A 23,241-nucleotide genomic window follows, 5' to 3' on the forward strand; every position below is an offset into this window, starting at 1 on the left:
CCGACCCACCCCCACACCCCCCCCCCCCCCCCCCCCCCCCCCCCCCCCCCCCCCCCCCCCCCCCCCCCCCCCCCCCCCCCCCCCCCCCCCCCCGCCGTGCCGTCCGCTCGTGGTCAGCAGGGCACCGGCTCCGCCCGGTTGGAGCAGTACTGGGTGGGCGGGTCGTCGTCCTGGGGAACGGGCTGCGGGAGCGGCTCCTCCACCACCGTCGGCTGCGACGGTGCCGACGAGTTCCCGGTGAGGGCGAACGCCAGGACCGTGGCGCCGGCGATAGCGACCAGCGCGACGGCGGCCAGCACGGCGAGCAGGGTCCGGTGCAGGGACGCCCACGAGGCGGCCGGGGCGGTGTGCGGGGTAGCGGTCATCGGAGTCCCTCTCCGGGCCGGCGGCGCGGCCCTGGCCGTCCCGGTCCTTCCGGGACCGCCTGCTCCGACGCTGGTCCCCGGCGGTCGCGCCGCCGTCCGTCCTCCGGTCGCAGCGCGGTCGCGATCCGGTCGCGGTCGCCTGCCGGCCGGTCGCGACCGTCAGCCCCCGGCGCAGTCCCCGGGCGGCAGGTACAGCCGGCACTCGTCGCGGGACAGCTCGCGGGTCACCTCGGCGCGGGCGAGGGCGACCAGGTCGTCGAGGTGGACCGCGGCCACCCGGACGGTCGCCTCGGTGTCCGACGCGGCGAGGTGGTCGCCGTCCGGGCTGAAGGCCACGCTCTTGATCCGGGTGGTCTGCCCGCGCAGGACCGTGACGGCCTGCCCGGAGTCGGCGTCCCACAGCCGGACCAGCCCGTCCTCGTGGCCGGTCGCGATGAGGGAGCCGTCGGGGCTGTAGGCGAACGAGGAGATCGCCGCCCCGGCGCCGGTCAGCTGCGTGACCTCGGCCCCGCTGGACAGGTCGACCACGGTGGCCTGCTCGCTCCGCGCGACGACGATGCGCTCCCCGTCGGGGCTGACGGCCAGGGGCGCCTCGTAGCCCGGCACCGCGATGCGCCGCACGACCTCGTCGCGGCGCCAGTCCCAGAGCTCGACCTCCGGCGATGTTCCCCGGGCGGTCTCGAACGGGCCGCGGTGGTAGGCCAGCAGCCGACCGTCGGGGGTGAACTCGACGGCGCCGAAGGTGGCCGGTTCGTCGCTGGTGTGGCGGGTCACCTCGCGGCCCGTCCGGTCCAGGACGACGACCTCGCCGCCGCTGTCGGTGTCGACGGTGCCCCAGCTCGCGGCGGCGACGAACCGGCTGTCCGGGGTCCAGGCGACCGAGTCGGCCCAGCCGGCGAGGGCCCTCGTGAACACCTCCGCCCCCGTGGCCGCGTCCCACACGGACATGGTGCTGTCGGCGCCGGTGGTGGCGATCATCGAGCCGTCCGGGCTGACGTCGACGGAGTAGACGGTGCGCTGGGCGCCGGCCGGCATGCCCGCGTGCGGACCCGCCCGCTGCACGACCTCGCCGGTCGCCGTGTCCAGGACGGTGGCCTCGCCCGAGCCCGTGCCGGCGACCAGCCGGTTCGCGTCGGCCGTGTAGTCGAGGCCGACGTACCCCTCGGTGTCGACCGTGAAGGTCGCGACCTCGGCGTCGCCACCCACCCCGACGTCCCAGACGGTCACGGCCGGTGGGTCCTGGGTCCCGGTGAGCAGGCGCCCCCCGTCGGGGGAGAACGTCAGCCACGCCACCGCCGGGCGCGTGCTGGCGGCCGACAGCGTCATCACCTCGGCCAGCGACCCGGCGTCGAGCTCCCACACCTTCGCCGTCCCGTCGCTGCTCCCGGTGGCCAGCCGCCGGCCGTCCGGGCTCCAGGTGACGGACAGGACGAAGCTGGTGTGCCCCTGCACCCGGGCGATCTCGGCGCCGGTGGCCGCGTCGGCGACGAAGAGGTACCTGGCGTCGGCGGTCGCGACGTACCGGCCGTCGGGGCTCCACTCGACGTCGGCCGTCGAGAACACACCCGCCGGGAGGTCGAAGAGCGTCCGGCCCGTGGCCAGGTCGGCCACGCGGGGATGGCCGTCGAACATGAACGCGACCTGGGTGCCGTCGGGGCTGAACGCGGTGGCCAGGGACGGCTCGGCGCTGTCCCGCGTGGCGAACTCCCGGACGAGGGTGCCGGTGGCGACGTCCCAGACCCGGGCGACGCCCTCGTCGCCGTGCCACGAGGCGGCGACCAGCCGCCCGTCGGGGCTGAAGGACGGCGCGACCACGCGGGTGCCCGGAGCCCCTCGGAGTGTGCGGACCAGCGTCCCGGTCGCGGCGCCCCACACCTCGAGGGCCCCGTCGAAGCCGGTGGTGGCGAGGAGCGCGCCGTCCGCGCTGTAGGCCAGGTCGGCGAGGTCCGGCTCGTGCGCGGCCCAGCTCTGCGTGAGGTCCCCGGTCACGGCGTCGCGGATCTCGACCACGCCGCTGCCGTCGGCGCTCTTGACGGCGTAGCTGCCCCCGGCGGGGCTCCAGTCCGCGGCGCCGCCGGCGCCGTCGAGGACGGAGAGGATGCGGGACGACGCCAGCGCGCCGTGCAGGGCCTCCGTGGCCTCGCGCAGCGCCACCCCGCCGACCGGGCGGGCGCGGTCCACGGCCTCCAGGGCGAGCAGGACGGCGAGCTCGGCGTCCTGGGGCACGACGGCCGTGGAGCTCGCGGCCAGGGCGCGGGCCTGCGCGGTGGTGGCCTCGCGCTCGGCACGGTCCTCCGCGCGGACGGCGACGACGCCGGCCACGAGGGCGGCCACCAGGACGACCGCCAGCCCGCCGAGCAGGAAGCGCAGCCGGCGGTTCTGCCGGGTCGCCGCGGCCGCCCGCTGCTGCGCGTCGCGGCGCTCGGCGTCCTGCTGGGCCAGGCCGCGCTCGACGAAGGCGCGCTCGACGTCGGTGACCTCGTCGGGGTGGGCGGCGGCGAAGTCGGCGCCGGCGACCAGGCGGCTGCCGCGCCACAGCTGCGCGTCCTCGCGGCCGCCGGCGTCCCACTCGGCGGCCGCCACGACCAGCCGCCGCTGCACGGCGCGGGCCTCGGCGTCTTCGGCCAGCCAGCCGGCCAGCCGCGGCCACTCGCGGAACAGCGCCTCGTGGGCGACCTCCACGTGGCCGGCACCGAGGCTGAGCAGCCGGGCGTCGGCCAGCGGGGAGACGACGGCGGCGACCCGCGGGTCGGGCAGGGTGCGGAGCTCGGCCAGCGGGACCCGGCGCCGGGTGGCCGCGTCGGCCTCCCCCGGGCCGGCCAGCCGCAGCAGCAGGACCCGTGCGGCCGCCTGGTCCTCGGGCGACAGCGCCAGGTAGGCGCGCTCGGCGATCCGGGCGACGGCCCCGCGCAGGCCGCCGGCCGCCACGTAGGCCGCCAGGGTGAGGCGGTCGCCGTCCCGGTGCTCCCACAGCTCGGTGAGCGCGGTGGAGAGGAGCGGCAGCACGCCGGGCTCGGCGCCGGCGTCGGAGACCAGGGCGTCGACCAGGCCGGTGTCGAGGATCAGACCCGAGCGGGCGGCTGGGTGCTCGACGGCGCGGCGGACCTCGGCCTCGCTGGGCGCCCCGACCAGGACGGTGGCGTCGGTCAGCGCCCGGGCGAGGGACGGGTGGTCGGCCAGCTCGCCCACGTAGTCGGCGCGCACCGCCAGGACGACGCGGCAGCCCTGGTCGGCGGTCACCAGCTCGGCCAGGGCGTCGAGGAAGGCCGTGCGCTCGGCCGGGTCGGGGCAGGTCGTCCAGACCTCCTCGAGCTGGTCGACGACGAGGACGACGCCACTCCGGGAGTCGTCGTCGAAGACCAGCTGCTCGAGCAGGTCGGCGACGTCGTCCCTAGTCTTCTGCTGCCCGTGGAGGGTGATGCGGACCAGCTCGCGGAGCGGGTGACGGCCGGGGCGCATCACGAACTGCGGCCACCGGTCGCTGCCGGGGAGGGCACCCGCAGCCAGGGAGGCCAGCAGGCCGGCGCGGAGCAGCGAGGACTTGCCGCTGCCGGAGGCGCCGACCAGGGCCAGCAGCGGCGCGGACGCGACCCGGGCCAGCAGCTCGGCCACCAGGCGCTCACGCCCGGCGAACCACGGGGCGTCGCCCACCTCGTAGGAGACCAGCCCCTTCCACGGGCAGACGTCGGCCGGAGCCGGGCGGGACCGTTCCAGGTGCCCGCCGAACTCGGCGACCCCCTCGGTCAGCGACTCGCGGGCGGCGACCAGCGCGGTCTGCATGCGGGTGGTGCGGACGGCGGCGTCGCTGACCTTCTCGTGGATCCGGCGGCCGGCGAGCGCCAGCGCCGCGTCGTGCACCCGGCCGGGAACCCCGCCGGTGTCGCGCAGCACCCGCCGCACGGTGTCGTCGTCGGCGGGGGACGGCAGGTACGGGTCGAGCAGCCGGCGGACGTCGTCGGCGTCGAGGGGGGCGAGCGGGACGGTGAGCGCGTCGGGCGGGACGGCGTCGGCCCGCCCGTGGACGACCAGCAGCAGCCGCGGGCCGGTGTCGGCGGTGGCCGCGTCGACGCCGTCGAGGACGGTCAGGGTGGGCACGGTCGCCGGCGGCAGCGGGTCGGCCGGTGAGGTCACGTACTCGACGGGGAAACCCTGCCCGGTGACGACGTCGGCGAGCTCGGCGGCGAGCCGGCGCGCACCGGCGCCCGGTGGGCCGCGGAGCGCGACGGTCTGCGCCGCGCCCTGGCGGGTCCGCTCCCAGGCGTCGCGGAGCAGCTGCAGCTCGGCGTCGCGGCCGACGAGGGCCCCGGGTGGCCGGCGCAGGGGGCCGGGCAGCCGTGGTGCCGGGCGGGCGGGGCGCAGGGCAGGGTCCTGTTTCAGGATCTGGGCGTGCAGCCGGCGCAGCTCCTCCCCCGGGTCGGCGCCCAGCTCGGCGAGCAGCACCTCGCGGGCCCGGCTGTAGGCGGCCAGCGCGTCGGCCTGCCGGCCGGAGCGGTACAGCGCGAGGACCAGCAGGTACCAGAGCCGCTCGCGCAGCGGGTGCTCGTGGACCAGCTGCTCGAGCTCGGGGACCACCTCGCGTTCCCGGTCCTGCTCGAGCTGGGCGGCGATCCGGTCCTCGACCGCGACGAGCCTGAGCTCCTCCAGTCTCCTCGCTTCGCCGCCGCATGCCCGGTCGGGCAGGCCGGCATAGGCGGGCCCGCGCCACAGGGCGAGCGCCTCGGTGAGGGTGGAGGCGGCGGCCTCGGCCCGGCCGTCGGCGAGCGCCTGTCGACCGAGCTCGACCAGCGTGGCGAAGCGGCGGGCGTCGACCGCGTCGTCGGGGACGGCCAGCCGGTAGCCGCGGCCGTCGGTGACCAGGATGTGCGGTCGGCCGTTGCGCTCGGGCTCGAGCACGTTGCGCAGCCGCAGGACGTAGTTCTGCAGGGACTTGGTCGCCGTCCGCGGGGGCTGCTCGCCCCAGAGGTTGTCGATCAGCTCCTCGGTGGAGACCATCCGCCCCTGGGCGGCGACGAGGTGGGCCAGCAGGGCGCGTTCCTTGGCGCCGACCACGTCGACTGGTCCATCCGGCCCGACCACCTGGAGCGGGCCGAGGACGGCGAACTCCACCGGGAAACGGTAGGGCCGAACGCGACCGGACGACACGGATCCGAGCCTGGCGGCGGCCGGTCGCAACCCGGTCGCCGTCTGGTCGCGCCCGGCTGGGTCAGCCGGGCTCTGCGGCCTCATCCCGCCCGGACGTCGGGTCGCCGCACGAGCTGCGCGGCGACCCGACGTCCTCGTTCACGGACGAGGCTGGGTGTGCTCCGTCCACCCCGAGCCGTCGAACCAGCGCATGAGGCCGGCGTTGTCCTGCGGGTCCGGGTACCAGCCGGCCGCGGGAGCCTGCTGGGGCGGCAGCGCGACCTGACCCTGCTGGAGCGCGGCCAGCTGTGCCTGCTGAGCCGCCTGGTTCTGCAGCTGGTACGTGGCGGCGAGCTGTGCCTGTGCTTGCGCAGCCATGGCCTGCATCTGCGCGGCGTGCTGCTCAGCCTGGGCCTTGGTCTGCGCCCGGACCGCCTTGTCCGTGCGACGAGTAGACCGCGCGATGCGTTCCTTGTCGCTGCGGAAGTCGATGAGCCCGAGCGTCGACACCGACATGGACTTCCTGATCAGCCCCACCAGTGCACCTTTCCGATGTGAGGACGAGAGGAACGATGCGTGCGCGTCAGGGGCAGGGCTCGCCCCGCTTGACCACGCCGAAGTCGATGAGGCCTTCGACGTCCCCGGTGACCTGCTGGCCGGCCGGGATGTTCTGGTCGCAGACGACCCAGTTCGAGTCGACCATCTGGTTGCGGCTCCCCAGCAGGTCGTGCGACAGACTGAGGAAGACGCCGTTGGCCTGGACCAGGTTCTGCGCCGTCTGGAGGTCCATCCCGACGAAGTCGGGCATCGCGAAGTTGACGACCGGGGCCTGCGGCGCCTCCGTCGGCGCGACGGTGGACGGAGTCGAGGCCACCGGCGGAACCACCGGTGCGCTGCTGGGAGGCGGCAGGGCCGGCTGGCTCGAGGAGGACTCGCTCGCGCTCGCCGAGGCGGTCTCGTCGTCCTTCTTGTTGAGCGCGGTCCCGATCACGGCCAGGGCGGCGATGACAACGATCACGATGAACCACGAACGCTTGTAGAGCGGCTGCTGCGGCTGCTGGTTCGGCGTAGCGGGAGGAAAACCTGCCGGCGGCGCGAAGGCCGTCTGAGCAGGGCCCGGCGCCAGCGGCGGTCCCTGAGGCGGCGGACCGTAGGGCTGCTGGCCGGGCGGGACCGGACCAGGAAGCGGAGCTCCCTGAGGCGGCGGGCCGTAGGGCGGTTGCGACATTGCGTGTCCCCGTTGCGTGAGGGCGAGGCGGGGCCGAGGCGGGCCCCGCGGTGAACGGGGCGACCCTGACACGACCGCTGCCCGACGCCCGCTATTTCGAACCAGATACGTCCGCAACTGCCCCTGTGTTCCCAGCAGCTCCCAGCCGTCGCAACCGGCGTCGCGCGCTGACCTTTGATCACCCACGCGATGTCGCGGGGGCCTACCGCGTCGCTCCCCGAGGAGGGCCGTCCGGCGCCCGCATAGTGGGGTCATGGCAACAGCGGACTTCATCGCACGGGAAGCGCTGGACCGGCTGGCGTCCCTGCGGCAGCACGAACGCAACGGTCGGCGGGCACCGCACAAGCCACTCCTCCTGCTGCTCGCCCTCAGCAGGCTCGCGTCGAGCGGGTCGAGCGCCACCCCGTGGTCGGTGGCAGAACAGCAGCTCGCGGCCCTGATCGACGAGTTCGGCCCGCCGTCGAAGACCGGGTCGGCGCAGAGTGCGGCCTACCCGTTCACGCACCTGCGCTCGGACGCGGTGTGGGTGCTCGACCGCGACGTGCCGATGGACAACGTGCGCCCGCTGCGGGAAGGCGTCACCGGCCGGCTGGAGCACTCCCTCGAGGAGATGCTGCTCCGACGGCCGAAGGCGATCCCGGTGGTGGCACGCGGCCTCGTGGACAGCCACTTCCCTGCCACCGTCGCTCCCGACGTGCTGAGCGCCCTGGGCTTCGATCCGGAGGAGCCGGTCGCCCCGGCGACCCCCCTCGATCCCGGACAGCGCAAGCGGAGCGCGACCTGGCGGGCCGAGGTGATCGAGGCGTGGGACCGCCAGTGCGCCTTCTGCGGGTTCGACGGGCAGGCAGGCGGCGTTCCGGTCGGCCTGGAGGCAGCGCACGTGCGCTGGTTCGCCCTCGACGGCCCGGACAGCCTCGACAACGGACTGGCGCTGTGCATGCTGCACCACAAGCTGTTCGACCGCGGGATGCTCGGGCTCGACGACGAGGTGTCGGTCGTGGTCAGCCGTCGATTCTCCGCACGAACGCCGCACGGCCGCGCCGTGTACGACCTGCACGGGCACCGGCTCGCCGCCCGCCCGGGCACCCCGTTGCCGGCACTGCCGCACGTCCGCTGGCACCAGGAGCAGGTGTTCCAAGGAACCCCGCTCAGCGCCTGACTACAGGTATCACGAGCGATACCATTGCCGCCATGGCCATGACGTTGCGCCTCGACGACCAGGAGGCAGAAGCCCTGCGCCGCCGGGCTCAGCTGGAGGGGCGATCGATGCAGGAGGTCGCCCGGCAGGCGGTACGCGACTACATCGAGCGCACCAGCAAGCGCGAGCTGCTCGATCGCGTGCTCGACCAGGAACTGCCTCGCTACGCCGAAGCGCTGGAGCGGCTCGGCCGGTGATCCACCTGGACCTGGAGGACCTCCTGCACGTCGCGCACCGGACGCTGGGGAACGTGCAGGTGCGGGACATCGGTCTCCTGGAGTCCGCGGCGGCGAGACCGCGCTCCACGGCGTTCGGCGAGGACGCGTACCGGTCGGTGCACGACAAGGCGGCCGCCCTGATGCACTCGCTCGCCCGCACGCAACCCCTGGTCGACGGGAACGAGCGGCTCGCCCTGGCCGCGACGATCGCCTTCTACGGCCTCAACGGCCTGCGACTGACGCTTTCCAACGAAGCCGCCTACGACCTGGTGATGGCGGTGGCGACCGGACGGCTCGACGACGTCGCGCCCATCGCCGAGCGCTTGCTGCGCGCCGCGGTCCCCTGCTAGGCGTCCTGGCAGCCGTCGAGCGATGCTCGGCGGACCGGGTCAGAGATCGTCTCGGTCACGCCTCCCCCCGCCGCTCCAGCCAGCGGATCAACGGTGGTCGGTCGTCGTCGATCTCCGCTTCCCGCTCGAAGAGCAGGTACTCCACCTTCTCCGCGTCGATGCCCGGGTAGTGCTGACTGAGCCGTTCAGCCGCCGCTTCGAGATCGTCGAGATAGCCGGCGTACTGGCCCCACCACCGCCGCGAGGGCACATCGGCCTGCGTGTGCATCAGGATCAGGCAGTCGACGACCCGCTTGTCGAGCACGTACGCCCGCCCCTTGCTCTCCGCGGCGAGCGAGACGGCCCAGAACCACTTGGTGAAGAAGGAGACGCCGCAGCCGGTCACGCGGAAGGCTTGGAAGGCGGCGTCGAGCTGGTCCGCCCGCACGAGACGGGCGGTTTCTCGGAGCACGTCGACGAGCGGCCCGTGAGCAAGGCCTTGCGCCGTGCGCCACGGCCCCCGGCCGTTGGTCATCCCGGAGCCCCAGATCATCGTGGCGACCCACAGGCCGATGAGTCCCTCGTCGCCGTCCGACGAGAGCTTCTCCGAGCGTGCGAGCAGGTCACGCCGCTCGATGCGGGCGTCCGCCCGGCCGTGGGTCTCCCGGGTGAGCCCGTCGAGAACGGCGAGAGCGGCCTCCGTACGAGCCTCGTCGTAGGGCGTGCAGCGTGACTTCGGCCGATGCGAGCCGCCGTCCCTCAGCCACGGGCGCCAGGTCGCCGTTCGCACCTTGGTCCACCGGGTCAGCGGGACCGGCTCCGCGATCCACCGCTCGTGGACGAGCTCCGCGGCGACGTACTCCCCGATCGTCTCGGCGATCAGCTGTGCGGACGGCGTCATGCGCCCGAGCCCGTGAGCCGCCGGACGACCGCCTCTCCCCCGACCCGGCGGATCAGCTCCAGGTCACCGCACACGACGAGCAGGTCACGGGCGCGGGACAGGCCGACGTAGAGCATCTCCCGGGCCCGGGCCTCGTCGCGGAAGCCGTTGACCGCCAGCACCACGGCCGGCCGCTCGAGCCCCTTGAAGCCGAGCACGTGACCGTAGAAGAGGTCCTCGTCGTCCCAGTACGTCGCCCAGTAGGCGTCCTGGCCCCCGGCCTGCCGCTCGGCCTGGACGGGATGGCGCCGGTGCGTCGTCAGCAGTGCGACCGCCTCGGGCGGCCAGCCCTCGTCGAGCAGGTCGGCCGCGACGTCATCTGCCACCCCGACGGCGTCCTCGGTGCTGCACTGCACGAACCGCACCGGCAGCCCTGACTGCCCGCGGACCTTCATCCCCGGGACGAAACTCGAGAACGTGCCGGCGATCTGCTTGGTGTTGCGCAGGTTCTCGGTGAGCGGGATGGGCATCAGCTCGACCGTCGGCCGGCCCTGCCGGGCGAAGATCCGCTGTCCCTCGTCGGAGAAGACGTAGAGGCAGCCCGCCTCCGGGTCGCGCAGCGCGGCGAGGACGGCGTCCCACCAGCTCTGCGCGAAGTCCTGGCCCTCGTCGATGACGATGGCGTCGAACTTGCGCTCGTCCGGCAGGTCAGCGGCGAGCGACACCATGCGCGCCGGGAGGAACTCCTCCCAGTAGGGGCTGTCGTCGTCCGAGCCCTGGGGCACGCCCCAGCCGATGCCGAGGTAGTGGAACGTGCCCACGTAGTCGGGCCGCTGCTTCTTCGGCAGCGTCTCCACGCGACGCTTGAGGAACTCCGCCAGCCCGCGCGAGTAGCACATGAGCGCCACCCGCTTGCCCTCCTTGGCCAGCCGACGGGCCTTCTCCACGGCCAGCCACGTCTTGCCGGAGCCGGCGCCGCCCTGGATCTCGACCCGCGGGAAGGCCGCGAGCATGTCGAGCACCTTCGCCTGGTCCTGGGTCAGCAGGTCGCAGGTGGCCTCCCGCTCGGCGAGCTCGGCCACGACGTGCTGCTGCGGGATCGCCGTCCCGGCGAGGCAGTCGGCGAGCTCCTCGATGTCCTCGGCCAGCGGGGGCTCGGGTTCGTCGCGCACCCTCTCCAGCGCCGCCCGGATCCGCGCGGCGGCGTGCGGGACGTCGCTGGTGTCGAGCGCCATCCAGCGGGCCAGGCCAGGGGCGACGAAGGCGTCCGGCAGCGTGGTGGCGGGCAGCGCGACGAGGTGTGCGGTGCGGGGACGGCCGGCGGTCCAGCGGGGGTGGTCGGCGAGGTACTCGCACAGCAGGTACTTGCAGGCGACCGCCTGGTCGACGGGGTGGATGACGCGCTCGCCGCCGTCCCAGGCCTGGCGCCACCCGCCCCGGTCCAGCCACACGCTGCCGCCCTTGACCTCGACGACAGCGATCCCGACGCCCGGCCAGCCGACGACCACGTCGGCCTCGCGATCCTGGCTGCCGTCGCTGAAGCGGAGGTTGCAGAAGAGGACGGCGTCGTCGGGCAGCTGCTCCTGCAGCGTGCGGACGAACAGCTCCTCCGAGCGTGACCCGTACCGCGGCTGGTCGGGGAACAGCCGCGCGGTCACGCGCGCACGCCCGACAGCGACTCCCAGAAGACGGCTTCGCTGATGACCCGGATGCCGAGCGCTCGGGCCTTGGACGCCTTGCCCGACTGCGAGTGCGGGTCGGCGCAGACCAGGACGCCGGTCCGCTTCGACACCGACGACGTCGGCACCAGCCCGGCGTCGCGCGCTGCCTGCTCGAGCTCCCCCCGGGTGCGGCTCATCGCGCCGGTGAAGACGATCTTCGTGCCGGGCGGCAGGAAGGCGTTCTCCCGTCGCGGCATGGAGACCTTCGCACCGCTCCGCACGACGGTCATCGCCAGCGCCACGTCGCGGCTGCCGAGCCCGAGCAGGGTGGCCACCCGCTCCAGGTCGGCGCGCTCCTCAGGGGTGACGACGCCGTCCGCATAGGCCGCGGTCGCCAGCGCGTCGAGGTAGAGCCGGTGCGCGGTGAGCACGTGGTCGCGACCGCAGCCCAGCTCGGCGGCGAGCGCCATGAGGGTCTCCCCCTCGGGAACGCTGACCAGCCGGTCCTCCAGCACCTGGTCGAGCACCGTCAGGTACGGCGCCATGCTCGGCGGCGCGTCCTCCAGCGCGGGCAGGGCGGCGACCAGGCCGCCCAGGTAGCCGTCCCGCTGCCGGGCGGCGGCGGTGGCGGCGTCCCGCGGCAGGGCGGGGCACCGCGTGGCCGGCGCGCCGGGTGTGCCGGCCAGACCGACCAGCTCCGCCCAGGAGGCGTCGAGCGCCTCGAAGCCGCGGTAGCCGCCGTCGTCCTCGAACTGCACCTGCACGCCGGCGCCGGCGAGCGAGCCGTCGCCGAGGTGGGAGGAGAGCATGTGCAGCATCAGCTCGGCGGTGGCGCGGGCGTCGTGCAGCGCCGCGTGGCCGTGCTCGAGCGGGATGTCGACGAAGTCGCACAGCGCCTGCAGCGATCGGGTGCCGGGGCCGAAGAACAGCGGCGCCAGCCGCATGGTGCACAGCGTCGGCGGCAGCTCGACCGGCAGACCGGCGCGGCCGAACTCGCGGGCCAGGAACCGCAGGTCGAACAGCGCGTTGTGGGCGACGACGACCCGGCCGGCCAGAAGCGAGCGCAGGTACGGCGCGACGTCGGCGAAGGCCGGCGCCTCGACGACGTCGGCGGCGCGGATGCCGTGCAGGTGGGTCGGGCCGACGTCCCGGCCCGGGTTGACCAGGGTCTCGAACTCCGCCTCGACCTCACCGCGGTCGTCGAGCAGGACGACGCCCAGCTCCACGACCCGGTCGGTCCTCGGCGACAGCCCGGTGGTCTCCACGTCGATGACAGCGACCGTCACGACGGCTCCTCTGCGCTCCCGGCCGCGCCCCGCCGCGGCCGACTGGTTCGGCGTCCGGCGGACCATGGCACGGTCGAGGGACTCAACCCGGGGTTTCGGTCCGGAAGCGGCCGCTTCCGCACCACTCGCCACAGGAGGGAACTGAGGACCCGTCGTGGACGGCTGGACCGGTCAGCTGCGCACGAGGGCGTCCCGGTACTCGATGCCGCGGCTCTGGGCGGCGACGGCATCCATGACGTCGAGAACGGGCTCGACGGTGAACGAGAACGGCGCGAACACCGTGGTCACGTGGTGCAGGTCGGCCCTGCTGTCGGTCTCGATGACGGCGTAGCCGCCGAACTCGCCGACCCGGACGAGGAACTGCTGGAACTCCAGGCTCTCCGGCATCTTCCAGTCGGCGAAGACCTCGAGGATGCGCTTCTGAGCGGCCTCGTACTCCGCGGCCGATCCGGTGGGCCGCTCACGCCAGTTCACGACGTACTTCATGGTCTTCTCCCTCCGCTGGAGCCCGGTGGCGGACACCGTGGCGAGGCCTCTGGAGGTCAGCAAGGAAGTCGCGCCGCGTCGCGCGCCCCGTGGCACGGCGCCACGCGCGGTCACGCCCGCCCGCCCTACGGTGAGCCGGTGCCCGGGCCGGACGACGACGCTCCCCGGTGGCCGCGGGCGGCCGGCCCCGGCCCGGTGGTCGCCCTGGGCAAGCTGGTGGCCGACCAGGTGCTGTCGCTCTCGGAACCGCTGGTGGTCGGCGGTCAGCAGCGGGTGGTCCGGACGACGACGGCGGGCGGTGCGCCGGCCAACGCCACGGCGAACGTAGCCCGGCTGGGGGGGCCGGCGCGACTGGCCGGCTGGGCGGGCGCGGACTCGATCGCGGACGGTTTGCTGGCCGGGCTGACCACGCGCGGGGTCGAGATCGCGGTGGTGCGTCGCGGTCGGACGCCGGTGTCGACGGTGCTGGTCCACCCCGACGGCGAGCGCACCCTGCTGTCCGACGGCGGCGAGGGCGGGCTGGGGCCGGCGGACGTCCGACGCGAGTGGCTGGCCGATGCCGCCGTCGTCCACCTCGACGGCTACGACCTGCTCCGCTACCCCGAGGCCCTGCGGACGGCGGCCGCGCTCGCCCGCGCCGCCGGCGTACCCGTCAGCGCGGACGTCGCCGCCGCGACCCGTATCCGGCGCGCCGGGAACTACGTCGAGCTGCTCGCCGCGCTGCGGGCCGACGTCCTGTTCTGCAACGCGGCCGAGGCGGCGGCGCTCGGGCTGGCCGGCGACCTGCCCGACTGGGCGCCGGAGCTCGTCGTGGTGCACGACGGTCCGCGGCCGACGTCGGTGCGCACGCGGCAGGGCGCCCGGCAGGTGCCGGTCGAGCCGGTGCCGGTGCGGGACACCACCGGCTGCGGCGACGCCCTCGCCGCGGGGGTGCTCGCCGGATGGCGGGCAGGCGCGCCGGTGCTCGACGCCGTCCGCACCGGCCACGCGGCGGCCGCCGTGGTGGCCGGGGTGGTCGGTGCCCAGCCGCCGGAAGCGCCCGCCCGAGCTACCGCTGCACGCTCCGGACCACCTCGGCCCACTCCTGGGTGATCGACTCGATCCGGCTCATCGCGTCCTCGAAGATCTTGCCGGGCTCGACCTCCGGGGCCTGGTCGGCGGCACCGGCCTCGTCGGGCTCCTGCACGTGGTTGTCCCGCATCTCGTATGCCACGTCGTCGATGATCCCGGGCAGGACGACGGTTCCGGCACTCCGGCGGGCGGAACCGAGGCGCATGTCACCCGCTGCCGGGCTCGTCGTCGCCGTCGGCGACCATGCGGACACATCCCCGCTCGGGGGGTCACCCAGGAGCTAGCGCCGCGGGTCGACCCACGACGTCGTCCAGCGTGCGCTCCAGGGCGTGCTGCGGCGACCACCGCCCTCCCTCCTCGCAGGCCGCGTCGTAGGCCTGGTCGCCGAGCTGCGCCCGCGACCGCGCCGCCAGGTCCGCCACCAGGGGCGGCAGCGCGGGTGTCAGCGGCGCGGCGATGTGCCGCCGGGCGGCGGCCGCCGCGGCCAGCGCCCGGGCGGCCACCGCAGGGTGGCCGTCGGCCAGCGCCACCGCGGCCAGCCCCTCCAGGGAGTAGGCGACCGCCGTGGTCTGCCCCCAGCGCTGGTTGGCCGCCGCGCCGTCCAGGACCGACCGCCGTGCGCCGGCCACGTCGCCCCGGCTCAGCAGCACGAGTCCCCGCAAGCTCATGGCCTGGCCGATCATCGCGTCGTCGTCGAGACGCCGGGCCAGCTCCACGACCCGGCGGTAGCGCCGGTCGGCCGTGTCGAGGTCGCCGCCGGCCAGCGCGATGTCCCCGCCCACCATCTCCATGTAGGCCTCGCCGAGCTCCTGCCCCAGCGCGACGAAGCGGGCGAGCGCCTCCTCGTGGGCGGCGCGGACCCCCTCGAGCGAACCGCGGGCCACGGCGGCGTAGATGCCGGCGGTGGCCGCGAAGGAGCGGTCGTACTCGTGGTCGGCGTCGTCGGGGAGCAGCGGCCGGCCCTCGTCCAGCAACGTGGCGACGGCGGCGAGGTCGTTGAGAATCCCGGCGACGAGCGCCCGCAGCACGAGAAGCCGCCCGCGGACGGCATCCGGAGCCCCGTGCGACATCGACAGCGCCCGGTCCAGCCACGCCCCGACCTCCCGTTCGCCGTCCCTGCGGGTCATGTAGCCGAACGTGTTGCGCACGAGGAGCGCGGCCGTGGTCAGGTCGCCGGCGTCGAGCACGCGGTCGATCGCCGTCCGCAGGTTGGGCAGCTCGTCGTCGAGCCGGAGGGAGCGCCCCCGGACCTCGGGCACGGGTGCGGTCAGCAGGGCACCGGTGAGCTCCACCATCCACTCGGTGTGCCGCCGTCCGGTCTCGTCCCGGTCCGGGGAGGCGGCGAGCTTCTCGGCCGCGTAGGAACCGACGGTGTCGAGCATGTACAGCCGCGGCTCCGCCGCGGACTCCCCCGACTCGGCGAGCAGGCTCGCGTCGAGCAGGGCGGAGAGGGCGTCGAGGACGGCGGGCTCGCCGGGCCGGCCGCAGACGCTCTCCGCCGCCTCCAGCGTCCAGCCGCCGGAGAACACGGCCAGCCGGGCGAAGACGGCCTGCTCGTGCGGACCGAGCAGGCCGAAGCTCCAGTCCATCGTGGCCCGCAGGGTCCGCTGCCGCGCCGGCAGGTCGACCGGTCCGGCGCCGAGGACGTCGAGCCGCTGCCCGAGGCGGGCGAGCAGCGCCGGGGGCGGCAGCAACCGGGTCCGGGCGGCGGCCAGCTCGATGGCCAGGGGCAGCCCGTCCAGACGGCGGCAGATCTCCGCCACCGCGGCGGCGTTCGCGGCGTCCAGGGTGAAGCCGGGGCGGACCGCTGCGGCGCGTTCGGCGAAGAGCCGCTCCGCGGGCCCGGCGGCCAGCGGGGCGAGGGGGAACTGCTGCTCGGCGCGCAGCCGCAGCGCCTGGCGGCTGGTCACGAGGGCGACCGCGGCCGGGGTGCTGTCGAGCAGGACGCTCAGGTCGCCGGCGGCCTCGACGACCTGCTCGAAGTTGTCCAGCACGAACAGCGTGCGTTCCTCGACGGCGGTGGCGATCGCGTCGACCGGTGAGCTCCCGCTCTCGCAGCGGGCGCAGATGACGTCGGCGACCGTGCCCAGCACCAGCCGCGGGTCGGTGATCGCGCTCAGCGGCGCGAACACGACCCCGCCGGGGAACTCGTCGGCCACGGTCCGGGCCGTGGTGAGCGCGAGCCGGGTCTTGCCGATGCCTCCGGGTCCGGTCACGGTGACCAGCCGGATGCGGGCATCGGTCAGCAGCGCGGCGACGGCGGCGACGTCGCCGTCCCGGCCCAGCAGGTGGTCGGGGACGTCGGGCAGGACCAGCCGACGGGACGACGGGGTGCGCGGCGGCGGGAACCGGGTCGGCAGCCCGGCGATGTCCAGCTGGTAGAGCGGCGCCCGCTCCGGGAAGTCCTTGAGCTCGAAGTCGCCGAGGAAGCGCAGGGCGGCGCCGCCCGGCAGCTGCTCCGCGGCCACGGCCGCGGTGATGTCCGACAGCAGCACCTGCCCACCGGAGGCGGCCGCGGCGATCCGGGCCGCGCAGTGGACGGCCAGGCCGACGTAGCTGCCGCCGGCGACGGCGGCCTCCCCGGTGTGCAGGCCCATCCGCACGCTGATGCGCCGCTCGTCCGGTCCAGGCTGGGCGGCCAGCGCCCGCTGCGCGTCGACCGCGGCGGCCAGCGCCTGGCCGGCGGAGGGGAAGGCCACGAAGAAGGAGTCGCCCTGGGTGTCGACCTCGTGGCCGCCGTGCTCGGTGAAGGCCGCCCGGAGCAGGCGGCGGTGCTCGGCGAGGGCGTCCGCGTAGCCGTGCCGGTCCTCCCGGAGCAGGCGCGTCGACCCGACGATGTCGGTGAAGAGGAAGGTGACCGTGCCGGCGGGCAGGACGTCGCCAGGGCGCACGGAGTCCACCGCGATGCGCTCGTCGGCCATCCCGGCCTCCCCGCCCTCAGGTCAGCCCGCCCCTGGAGGATAGGAACCCCGGGCTCCCGCGTCACGCGTCGACGTGCTCGTAGGCCGCCTCGCAGTCCTGGCAGACGCGCTCGGTGCCGACGAACCACTCCGGCGGGTGCACCCGGCGGCAGCTGCGGCACCAGCGGAACGAGCGGCGCCGCCGCGAGGCGATCTCGTCGGCCGCCGCGGCGACGATCTCCGAGGAGTACAGCAGGTCGTCGCGCCCGAACTGCCGCTGGTCGGCGGGCTGCAGGTCGACGCCGCTCCCCCAGCGGGTCAGCGGGCGGGCGAGCACGAACCACGGGCCGGAGATGCCGACGGCCACCTGGGCCGGCTCGCCGCTGACGAACCACTCGGCGCCGTCGACGGCGATGCTCGCGCGGCGCCAGCCGGTGCCCAGGGCGCGCAGGACGTCGGCGTGCCGGACGCCGAGCGAGTCGGCCAGCGCCTGCTCGTCGGCGGTGGGGTCGCCGGGGCGGCCCCAGTCGAGGCCGCAGGCCCGGCAGTGGAGGTCCGGGCTCTCGCCCGGGACCATGCAGCCGCCGAGCGCCACCAGCCCCCGCTCGGCGAGCCGCATGGCCTCGGCGTCGGGCAGTCCCCAGATCAGCGAGACGGAGTCCTCCCGCCCGCACTGGGGGCAGACCCGCCCCAGCTGCACGCCGACCGACCCGCTCACGTCACCTCCGCGTTCCGCCCGTCCATGCGACGAGCGGCGGGGAGACTGCCAGAGCCCACCGACATTTTGGCGGGCGGCGGGTCAGCGCGCGGTCGGCTCCTGCGGGGGCACGGGGCGGGGACGCTGCTCGCGGAAGCCCTCGAACCGCTGGGTGGCCTCGAGCTCGTCGTCGTGCTCGGCGGCGTGCCGGGGGATGCGCGGCATCCGGAATTCCGCCGTCTCGTCGAGCAGGTGCTTGCCCACGCTGTCCGTCCTTCCGTGGTCGGGGTTTCCGCCAGCGTATGAGCCGAGGTCGCCCTCCGGCGGGACGCGTGGGAAAGCCCCAGGTGAGCTGTGACGAGTGGGGCGGGTGGGTGTCGCGCCGCCGCGGTCAGCCGGTGGTGACACTGCCGGTGCGGTTGGGGACGAGCTCGATCCAGGTGGTCCCGGGCGCCAGCGTCACGGGGGCGCCGTCCGCGCCGGTGAGCGTGACGCGGTCACCGATGGCGGGCTTGGACCAGGTGGCCGCGACCGTGTGGCCCCCGGAGGCGACGAGGGCCTCGCCTTGGCCGGTGAGCACGGTCTCCGGGACGGGGTTGCCGGCGGGGTCGCGGGCGTCGGTGGCGACGACGTCGACGTGCAGGACGACGATGTTGGTGGCGCCGAGCTGCGTGCCGTCGGCTTCGGTGGCCGGAGTGCTGCCCTCGGCGCGCAGCCAGCGGCCGTCGGGGCTCCAGGTCCACCGCGGGTTGCTGATACCGGACAGCTCGAGGTCCAGGGTGGAGGTCGGCTGGCCCGCGGTGACGGCGGTGGGCTGCTCCCCCGGTGTCGGGTGGTCGAACTGGGCGGACGGCGGGGCGCGATGGGCGGCGTCGGCCTGGTCGACGAGGGCGTGCGGGACGGCGTAGACGTTGTGCGGTGCCCGGCGGGTCGTCGTCCGGTGGAAGCCCGCGGCACCGGAGTCCTGGCTGAGCACCTGCAGCCCGGCGGCCGTGACGGCGTCGACGTACTGCTGCTGCCCGCCGGAGAAGGCGAGCAGCCCGTGCAGCGGAGCGGCGATGGCGGGGTCCATCGGGCGGATCGACCGCACCGGGCCGATCTCGGGCGGCAGGTTCGAGTGGTAGACGGCGACGAACCGGGTGATGCCGCCCTCGACGACCTGCTCCCACACGATGTCCGCGGTGTTCAGGCCGGTCTGCGGGCGCGCGTCGACGGAGTTCTCGATCTTCACCGCGAGCGCCGGGTGGCTCGGTGCTGCTTGGACCGGCACGCCGGTCAGGGGCCAAGTGGGACCGGACGCCGGGAGGGTCAGATCCGCCCGGGCCGACTGGTAGCCGAGCGCCCCGAGCACCAGCAGCACGACGAACGCCGCGGCGCTGAGCACGGGCCGCCGTGTGCGCCGCGCCTTGACCGGCTTGCGCTTCGCCGGACGGGAGGGCGGACGCCGCCGGGATGCGGTGGAACGAGGCAGAGCGGGTCTCCCGGGTGCGCGGTGCGGTCGGTACCTCTGAGGTATCGGCACCTCGTCAGGAGGTCCACAACTCCAGCAGCCGGTCTGCGATGGGCTCCGGGAGCGTCCGGCCGGAGGCGTAGACCTTCCGCCACGCGAACTCGGGCGCGACCGACTCCAGCTCGTCCAGCAGCAGGGCGTCCTCGAGCCGGCGGAACTGCGACCAGCGGACGTGGACGTACCTGCTCGTCCCGCCGCTCCCCGACCAGTGGTCGTCCTCGTAGGGCTCGCTCATGATCTCCCCGAGCGCGACGAGACCGCGCCCGGAGCTGCCCTGCCGGTACAGGAAGGCGCGGTCACCACGGCCGATGCCGTGGCGGCGTCCCCCGACGCTCCACCTGCCCTCGATCGGCGCACCGGCCTGAGTCCGGGCGATGAAGCCGTCGTAGTCCATCCGCCAGTGGTCCGGGTTCCATGTCAGCAGCAGCGTGGCCACGCACCCACCCCCTTCACGCTTTCGCGCATGAGTGCGCAAAGTGTCGGTGTACCGCGGTAGGAAGGGGTCGACACCCCGACCAGAGGAGAAACATGACGACTCTCGAGGCGCGGCTGGACCTCGGCGCGGGCGCGCTGAGCCCCCGGTTCGACGACGCGCTGCACATCGCCTTCGAGCGGCATCGCTTCCACGTGCGCAAGGGCTCGCGCATGCCGTACCTCTCCCACCTCTGAGCGTTAGCGCGCTCGTGCTCGAACACGGCGGCAGTGAGGACCAGGCCATCGCGGGTCTGCTGCACGACGCCGTCGAGGACGCCGCGCCCGGGCAGGGACCCGACGTCCTTGACGCGATCACGAGCCAATTCGGCGCGGCCGTCGGCGAGATGGTCGCCGCGTGCAGCGACTCGCTGAACGACGAGGGAGGCAAACGGCCGTGGCGCGAGCGCAAGCTGGCCTACGTCACCGGCCTGGGGACAAAGCACGAGGACGCGCTATTGGTGACGGCCGCGGACAAGGTGCACAACGCCCGGGCGATCGCCCGTGACCTGCGGACGTTCGGGCCGGCGTTCTGGACGACGTTCAGCGCCTGCGAGCACGACCTGCTCTGGTACTACACCGCCGTCGAGGCGGCCATTACCGCGCGACTCGGCGGCCACGAGATCGTCGACACACTGCACCGAGCGGTGGACGAACTTCTCGCCGCGGCAGAGATGGGGCGGAGCGCCGTCCCTGCGCAGCCGTCGAACGGCGGCTGCCCGCACCACAGGTCAGCGGGTTGAGCGGGACGGCGTGCGGCGGTACAGCATGGCTGGCCTGCCGACGGTGCGCCTCGTCATCTCCCCCGTCTCCTGCAACTGCGGCTCCATCAGCCGGCGGAAGGTGTCGGGCTGGAGGTCGCCGAGCGGCAGCCCGGCGACCGCGGCGTGCATCTGGCGCAGGTCCCGCATCGTGAACGGCTCGGCGAGCAGGCCATACGGATCCGGGCGCCTGCGGTACCTCCCGCGGAGCTGGGTCACCGCCCTCCGCACGATCACGTCGTGGTCGAACGGCAGCCCCACCGCCTCGGCGACAGGGCGGACCTGGACGTCGTCCGGACGCTCCGCCAGAACCGGCTCGATCGCCCGCCAGGGCAGGACGACGACGTGCGCGACTGACAGCACCCAGCCGCGGTCGTCGCGGTCGGGCTTGTCGAAGACGTGGAGCTGCCGCGGCGCCGTTCCCCGCAGCCCGGCCTTCTGCTCCAGCGAGCGGAGCACCGCGTCGGCGAGCCGCTCCCGCGGATGCAGGAATGTACCGGGCAGCGCCCACGCGTCGCGGCGATGAGCGCCGTCCCGCCGGACGAGCAGGACGGCGAGCGCGCCGTCCGGATCCACCGTAAGGACGGCGGTGTCGACGGCCACCGAGGGCCTCGGATAGTCCTCGAGCGTCTTGCCGGACGAGTCGCGGTACACGGGCTTGACTTTACGTGGATTCCATCTAATGTCCAGTTAGCGCAACGGTGCGCTAACTTGAGAGAGGTGGTCGGGATGCCGACACTGGACGTACGCCTGCACGTGGGCCAGGGGACCCACCGCGGTCCGCTCACCTTCTTCCCGGTCTGGACCGATGCCGCTACGACTACCATGGACTACTCCACCGGTGCATCCGCGCGAGTGGAGGTGGCTGAGCGGCCCGGATCTCCGGACGTCGGAGAGCTGGTCCTGACCAACCGCGAGGGGCGGCCCGTCCTCCTGCTGGCCGGGGAACTGCTCGAGGGCGGGTGGCAGCACCGCGCTCTTGCCACGACAACGCTACTGCCCTCTGCGCGCCCGTCGGTCGAGCGGGTCGTGTGCGTCGAGGAGGGCCGGTGGGGCGGCCCCACCGCACACAGCCGCAGCGCCCGTCGCGCGCCCGTGGCCGTGCTCTCCCGCCTCGACGGCGAGGACGCGCAACAGCGTGTGTGGGCTCGGGTGCGCGGCTACGACGCCGTCGCCGGCCCTTCCCCCACGGGTTCGCTGAGCGAGCGGCTCGACCCCACGATCGGCACCGCCGCCCATCTGACCCGCGGGTTGGCGCCACTGTCCGGGCAGCACGGCGTGGTCATCGGCGTCGCCGGCAAGCCCGCGTGGCTGGAGGTGTTCGACACGCACGAGGCACTCGTCGCCCACTGGCCGGGGCTGCTGCAGGCAGCCGCTCTCGACGGTCTCGGGCGACCCGCGGTCCGCACCTCGGCCGCACTAGCGCGCTCCTTCGCTGAGCGTGTAGAGGCCAGCCGCCTGACCGCCGGCGACAAGGCCGGTCTCGGTCGCCGCTTCGCCGCCCGCGGCCGAGTCCGCGTCGACGGCCTGCGCTGGCAACAGCGCACCGTGCACCTCACCGCCACCGACCTCGCCCACCCGCTGCAGGAGGCCTGAATGCCCGTTCCCATCCACCGCTCGCACCGGGTCGCCGGCGCCCTCGTCGGATCGGCCGTCGGCGACGCCCTCGGGGCCCCGTTCGAGTTCGGCCCACCCGGCCAGTTCTCGAAGCGCTTCCCGACCCCGGAACGCGGCGCGGCCACCGAGATGTGCGGAGGCGGCTCCCTCGGTTGGAAGCCGGGTGAGTTCACTGATGACACGCAGATGGCTCTGCTGGCGGCGACGTCCCTGGTGGAGCGCGGCCGGCTCGACGCGGCCGACGTGTTCGACCGGTTCCGCACGTGGCTGCGGGCGGGCCCGCCGGACGTCGGCAACCAGACCAGCGCCGTCCTCGGCTCGGGACGGCCGTGGGACGTCGCCGCGGCCGAGCACTTCGCCGGGTCGGGGCATGCCGCGGGCAACGGGTCGTTGATGCGGACGACTCCGGCGGCCATCTGGTTCGCTCAGTTCGGCACCGAGGCGACCATGGACGCCGCTCGGCGCATCTCGGCGCTGACCCACGGCGACCCGTCGGCCGGCGAGGGGTGCGCGATCTTCCACGAGCTCGTGCGCGTGGCGCTGGACGGCGAGGACCCGCTGGCCGCCATCCCCGCCGCGCTGGATCTCGTCGCGCCGGAGCACCGCGAGCGCTGGGCGACGGTACTGGCGCCGGGGTGGACGCCGGAGCAGGCGACCGAGGGCAACGGTGCGGTGTGGCCGACGCTCGGCCAGGCCGTATGGGCGCTGCGGCAGGGCGGCGGGTTCGAGGCGGTGATTCGGCGGGTGATCGACCTCGGCGGCGACACCGACACCGTCGCCGCGGTGGCCGGGGGCCTGGCCGGAGCGGTGTACGGGATCGCCGGCATCCCGATGCGCTGGACGTCGGTCGTGCACGGCCGGGTGCCCGGCTTCGCGGACCGCACGTGGCGGCTCGCCGACCTGCAGGAGCTCGCGGCGGCGCTCGACGGGGGCGACGGCTTCGACTACGACCCGGGCCCGACGCGGCGGTTGGGTCCGGCGGAGATCATCGACGGAGTGTGGGCGGCCGACCTGGACGGCGCCCGGTTCAGCGACGAGGACTTCGCCGTCATCTCGCTGTGCCGGGTCGGCGAGCCGTTCCCCCATCAGGTGCAGCGCATGGCGTACCTGGTCGACGACGACTCCAACAGCGAGCTCGACGCCGTCCTGCGGGACGTGCTGGCCGACATGCAAGCGCTACGCGACGAGAGACGGCGACTGCTCGTGCACTGCCACGGCGGCGCCTCGAGGACCGGGCTTGTGCTGCGCGCTTGGCTGATCTGCGAGAAGGGCATGGCGGTCGACGAGGCCACAAGCCACGTCGACGCTCGGTGGCCGCACCTGGGTCTGTGGAACCGGAGCTTCACCGCAGCGCTGCACCGCCTGCAGCAGCACGGCTGCACCGGGGAACCCCGATAGGCCCTGCTGGCATCACCCTGCGGGCCGGTAGTTCGGGGCGGGCG

23 protein-coding genes are annotated in these 23,241 nt (G+C 74.6%); 8 read left to right on the forward strand and 15 right to left on the reverse strand.

The window, feature by feature from the left end; translation table 11 throughout:
- Positions 1-113 precede the first annotated feature (113 nt).
- The 4 genes from ACI8AF_RS22485 to ACI8AF_RS22500 all read right to left on the reverse strand — a co-directional run bounded on the left by ACI8AF_RS22485 (position 114) and on the right by ACI8AF_RS22500 (position 6,504).
- Positions 114-365, reverse strand: a complete 252-nt coding sequence (locus ACI8AF_RS22485; protein WP_456541987.1) for a hypothetical protein — start codon at positions 363-365, stop codon at positions 114-116.
- A 159-nt stretch (positions 366-524) separates the two neighbouring features.
- Positions 525-5,471: an nSTAND1 domain-containing NTPase gene (locus ACI8AF_RS22490; RefSeq protein WP_456541988.1), complete on the reverse strand. Its 4,947-nt coding sequence runs from the start codon at positions 5,469-5,471 to the stop codon at positions 525-527.
- A gap of 174 nt (positions 5,472-5,645) precedes the next feature.
- A complete protein-coding gene (locus ACI8AF_RS22495) occupies positions 5,646-6,023 on the reverse strand; it encodes a DUF2510 domain-containing protein (protein WP_456541989.1) in 378 nt (125 codons plus the stop codon).
- A gap of 46 nt (positions 6,024-6,069) precedes the next feature.
- Entirely contained in the window at positions 6,070-6,504 is a 435-nt protein-coding gene (locus ACI8AF_RS22500) for a hypothetical protein (RefSeq protein ID WP_456541990.1), read from the reverse strand.
- A 463-nt stretch (positions 6,505-6,967) separates the two neighbouring features.
- Between ACI8AF_RS22500 and ACI8AF_RS22505 the strand changes: the two genes are divergently transcribed.
- Genes ACI8AF_RS22505 through ACI8AF_RS22515 form a run of 3 tightly spaced genes read left to right on the forward strand, consistent with a single transcriptional unit; the run spans position 6,968 to position 8,480 of the window.
- Positions 6,968-7,873, forward strand: coding sequence for a phosphorothioated DNA-binding restriction endonuclease (locus ACI8AF_RS22505; protein ID WP_456541991.1), 906 nt, complete (start codon positions 6,968-6,970; stop codon positions 7,871-7,873).
- A gap of 32 nt (positions 7,874-7,905) precedes the next feature.
- A complete protein-coding gene (locus ACI8AF_RS22510; protein WP_456541992.1) occupies positions 7,906-8,109 on the forward strand; it encodes a DUF6290 family protein in 204 nt (67 codons plus the stop codon).
- Entirely contained in the window at positions 8,106-8,480 is a 375-nt protein-coding gene (locus tag ACI8AF_RS22515; protein ID WP_456541993.1) for a type II toxin-antitoxin system death-on-curing family toxin, read from the forward strand. Before ACI8AF_RS22510 ends, ACI8AF_RS22515 begins: the two co-directional genes overlap by 4 nt.
- Before the next feature lie 55 nt (positions 8,481-8,535).
- Here ACI8AF_RS22515 and ACI8AF_RS22520 read toward each other — a convergent pair whose 3' ends face one another.
- The 4 genes from ACI8AF_RS22520 to ACI8AF_RS22535 all read right to left on the reverse strand — a co-directional run bounded on the left by ACI8AF_RS22520 (position 8,536) and on the right by ACI8AF_RS22535 (position 12,772).
- Positions 8,536-9,360: an 8-oxoguanine DNA glycosylase OGG fold protein gene (locus tag ACI8AF_RS22520; RefSeq protein WP_456541994.1), complete on the reverse strand. Its 825-nt coding sequence runs from the start codon at positions 9,358-9,360 to the stop codon at positions 8,536-8,538.
- Positions 9,357-10,997: an NERD domain-containing protein gene (locus ACI8AF_RS22525; RefSeq protein WP_456541995.1), complete on the reverse strand. Its 1,641-nt coding sequence runs from the start codon at positions 10,995-10,997 to the stop codon at positions 9,357-9,359. The genes ACI8AF_RS22520 and ACI8AF_RS22525 overlap by 4 nt, the downstream gene beginning before the upstream one ends.
- Positions 10,994-12,286, reverse strand: a complete 1,293-nt coding sequence (locus tag ACI8AF_RS22530; RefSeq protein WP_456541996.1) for an exonuclease domain-containing protein — start codon at positions 12,284-12,286, stop codon at positions 10,994-10,996. Before ACI8AF_RS22530 ends, ACI8AF_RS22525 begins: the two co-directional genes overlap by 4 nt.
- 171 nt (positions 12,287-12,457) lie before the next feature.
- Positions 12,458-12,772, reverse strand: a complete 315-nt coding sequence (locus ACI8AF_RS22535) for a DUF3303 domain-containing protein (RefSeq protein ID WP_456541997.1) — start codon at positions 12,770-12,772, stop codon at positions 12,458-12,460.
- Positions 12,773-12,910: 138 nt separating this feature from the next.
- On the opposite strand from ACI8AF_RS22535, the gene ACI8AF_RS22540 reads away from it, so the two are divergent.
- Positions 12,911-13,864 (forward strand): carbohydrate kinase family protein, encoded by a 954-nt coding sequence (locus ACI8AF_RS22540; protein ID WP_456541998.1) that lies wholly within the window; start codon positions 12,911-12,913, stop codon positions 13,862-13,864.
- On the opposite strand, the gene ACI8AF_RS22545 is transcribed toward ACI8AF_RS22540, so the two are convergent.
- The 6 genes from ACI8AF_RS22545 to ACI8AF_RS22570 all read right to left on the reverse strand — a co-directional run bounded on the left by ACI8AF_RS22545 (position 13,821) and on the right by ACI8AF_RS22570 (position 19,386).
- The gene (locus tag ACI8AF_RS22545) at positions 13,821-14,048 is read right to left on the reverse strand and encodes a hypothetical protein (RefSeq protein WP_456541999.1); all 228 of its coding nucleotides are present in this window, start codon (positions 14,046-14,048) and stop codon (positions 13,821-13,823) included. The two genes, ACI8AF_RS22540 and ACI8AF_RS22545, sit on opposite strands and share 44 nt — an antisense overlap.
- A 64-nt stretch (positions 14,049-14,112) precedes the next feature.
- Positions 14,113-16,764, reverse strand: a complete 2,652-nt coding sequence (locus ACI8AF_RS22550) for an ATP-binding protein (RefSeq protein ID WP_456542000.1) — start codon at positions 16,762-16,764, stop codon at positions 14,113-14,115.
- A 61-nt stretch (positions 16,765-16,825) separates the two neighbouring features.
- The gene (locus ACI8AF_RS22555) at positions 16,826-17,461 is read right to left on the reverse strand and encodes a hypothetical protein (protein WP_456542001.1); all 636 of its coding nucleotides are present in this window, start codon (positions 17,459-17,461) and stop codon (positions 16,826-16,828) included.
- Between the two features lie 81 nt (positions 17,462-17,542).
- Entirely contained in the window at positions 17,543-17,704 is a 162-nt protein-coding gene (locus ACI8AF_RS22560) for a hypothetical protein (RefSeq protein WP_456542002.1), read from the reverse strand.
- 127 nt (positions 17,705-17,831) lie between these two features.
- Positions 17,832-18,824 carry a DUF3048 domain-containing protein gene (locus tag ACI8AF_RS22565; protein ID WP_456542003.1) on the reverse strand — a complete coding sequence of 331 codons (993 nt, stop codon included), beginning with the start codon at positions 18,822-18,824 and terminating at the stop codon, positions 17,832-17,834.
- Between the two features lie 142 nt (positions 18,825-18,966).
- A complete protein-coding gene (locus tag ACI8AF_RS22570) occupies positions 18,967-19,386 on the reverse strand; it encodes a hypothetical protein (RefSeq protein WP_456542004.1) in 420 nt (139 codons plus the stop codon).
- A gap of 92 nt (positions 19,387-19,478) precedes the next feature.
- Between ACI8AF_RS22570 and ACI8AF_RS22575 the strand changes: the two genes are divergently transcribed.
- Together ACI8AF_RS22575 and ACI8AF_RS22580 are read left to right on the forward strand one after the other, a co-directional pair.
- A complete protein-coding gene (locus ACI8AF_RS22575) occupies positions 19,479-19,619 on the forward strand; it encodes a hypothetical protein (protein ID WP_456542005.1) in 141 nt (46 codons plus the stop codon).
- Between the two features lie 14 nt (positions 19,620-19,633).
- Complete coding sequence (locus ACI8AF_RS22580) at positions 19,634-20,164, forward strand: HD domain-containing protein (RefSeq protein WP_456542006.1); 531 nt, start codon at positions 19,634-19,636, stop codon at positions 20,162-20,164.
- On the opposite strand, the gene ACI8AF_RS22585 is transcribed toward ACI8AF_RS22580, so the two are convergent.
- The gene (locus tag ACI8AF_RS22585) at positions 20,153-20,836 is read right to left on the reverse strand and encodes an NUDIX hydrolase (RefSeq protein ID WP_456542007.1); all 684 of its coding nucleotides are present in this window, start codon (positions 20,834-20,836) and stop codon (positions 20,153-20,155) included. The genes ACI8AF_RS22580 and ACI8AF_RS22585 overlap by 12 nt on opposite strands.
- Before the next feature lie 75 nt (positions 20,837-20,911).
- On the opposite strand from ACI8AF_RS22585, the gene ACI8AF_RS22590 reads away from it, so the two are divergent.
- On the forward strand, positions 20,912-21,778 hold the full coding sequence (locus ACI8AF_RS22590; protein WP_456542008.1) for an ARPP-1 family domain-containing protein: 867 nt from the start codon (positions 20,912-20,914) through the stop codon (positions 21,776-21,778).
- Positions 21,779-23,197 (forward strand): ADP-ribosylglycohydrolase family protein, encoded by a 1,419-nt coding sequence (locus ACI8AF_RS22595; protein WP_456542009.1) that lies wholly within the window; start codon positions 21,779-21,781, stop codon positions 23,195-23,197. It abuts the gene before it with no gap.
- The last annotated feature ends 44 nt before the right edge of the window (positions 23,198-23,241 follow it).

The sequence above is a fragment of the Blastococcus sp. SYSU D00669 genome, assembly GCF_054050715.1.